This window comes from Aequorivita flava, from assembly GCF_038742595.1.
Classification (GTDB): Bacteria; Bacteroidota; Bacteroidia; order Flavobacteriales; family Flavobacteriaceae; genus Aequorivita; species Aequorivita marisscotiae.
In genome coordinates, this window is sequence record NZ_JBANCF010000034.1 from 1 (window position 1) to 2067 (window position 2067).

The 2067-nt window shown below is 56.5% G+C and carries 1 protein-coding gene; it reads left to right on the forward strand.

Going from position 1 to position 2067, the window contains the following annotated elements:
* A partial coding sequence (locus VZD24_RS15175; RefSeq protein WP_507237237.1) for an FIDD domain-containing protein occupies positions 1 to 2067 on the forward strand: 2067 nt, incomplete at both ends.

Consider the following 2067-nt stretch of genomic DNA (forward strand, 5'->3'; position numbering starts at 1 on the left):
TCCCGGACCCGACGAACTTTTTGAACAGCACCAACCCACAGGACATTTACATACTGATAGTGGGCAACGGCACGGGCACCATCCCCCCGAACCCGAACATCAGCGAGGGCTGTTACGACATTGTGACCCTGACCCTTATCGTGGACCCGCGCCCTGCGGACCTGGGCCCCTTTGAGATGGCGCTCTGCGATGATGAGCTGCAGGGCAGTACCCCGACCGATGAGATCTCCACTTTTGACCTTACCAGCCAGGACATCCTGGTGAGCGGCGGCGATCCCACCATTACGGTGGAGTGGTTTTTAAATCCGGCCGATGAGGCCGCGGGCATCCCGATCCCGAACCCGACCACCTTCCAGAACACGGCCACCCCACAAACGGTGATAGGGCGTGCGACCTCGGAGTTTGGATGCAGTACATTGGTCACTTTAACATTAACGGTATTGCCGAACCCGAACCCGAACACGGCCCCGGACCCGTTGGAACTTTGTGACGACGACGACGACGGTATCGTGGGCGGATGGGACCTGACCCTGGCCGATAGCGATATCATAGCGGGGGAGCCAGACGTATCCGTGACCTATTACGAAGATATGGGCGATGCCATAGCGGGAATTCCGGGCACGGAGATAACGATGCCCTACACCAATATAATACCCTTTGTTCAAACGGTATATGCCCGAGTAGAGAAGAACGTCCCCCCATCTACGGTAGGATGCTTTACTGTCGTTGAGTTAGAGCTCCACGTAATAGACCTTCCCGATATGCCCCTTATGCCGCCGTTCGCGGACCCCTTTATAGGTTGCGACGAGAGCGGCAGCGGTACGGCCATCTTCGACCTGACCCTTCAGGACGACGGTGTGCTTGGCACCCAGAACGCTGCGGACTTTTTGCCCATTAGATATTATGAGCTTGAGGCCGATGCCGATGCGGGCAATGCCAACTTCATACCCAATCCGGCCACCTATATAAGCGGGGGCGGCACAACGATCTGGGTACGCCTGGAGAGCCGCATCACCGGTTGTGCGAGGGTTACACCATTTGAACTGGAACTGGAACTGTTCCCAACCATTGGTGCAGGAAACGATCTGTCCAAGTGCGATGATGAAATAAACGGCAGTACGCCTACCGATGGGCTATCCACGTTCGACCTTACGGTAAACACGCCCTTGATCACCCTTGGCGACCCGGGCCTTGATATATTTTACTACGCTTCGGCAGCAGATCAGGTAAACAACAACCCGATTGCAAACCCTGCGGCCTATCAGAACGTGATCAGCCCACAGCAAGAAATATTCGTGACCGTCTACAGCGAGAACGGCTGTAGGGCGACCGGTAGCTTCTTTATCATCGTGGAGCCATTGCCGGTGGCGATATCGCCGGACCCATTTATCGCCTGCGATGCGAACAACGACGGTTTTGCACAGTTTGACCTGAGCACCCAGACCCCGATCATCACGGGGGGGGATCCGAACCTTTCGGTAACCTACCACCCAACGTTGACCGAGGCGCAGAACAACGGCATCCAATTGCCCAACCTGTACACCAACGACCAGATCTATCTCGACGTGCCGATCACCGATCCCGCGGACCCGGCCTATGGTACGGGCGGCGTTTGGGCACGGGTAACCTCTACGGCCAATGTCTGCGAGACCGTCGTGTCCTTTGCGCTGGAAGTGCATGCTTCCCCGGTGGCCACCGAGCCCGAGCCCTTTAGGAAGTGCGACGATGCGGTTGCCGATGGCTTCACCCTTTTCGATCTGACCGAAAAGGAGGCGGAGATATTGGGCACCTTGGACCCGAACGGATTTGACCTCTATTACTATGAGGACCTTGCCGATGCGCAATTGGCGGGCGACCTCGCGCTGACCGCACCGGATTATTCAGCTGCCATCCAAAACGCGGCGGCGTATACCAATACCGCCAACCCACAGGATATTTACGTGCTCGTGGTAGGGAATGCCAACAGTAGCATCCCGCCGAACCCCAACGGGGCAGAGGGCTGTTACGATATTGTTACATTAACCTTGATAGTAGATCCAATTCCGCTGGACCTTGGGCCTTTTGAAA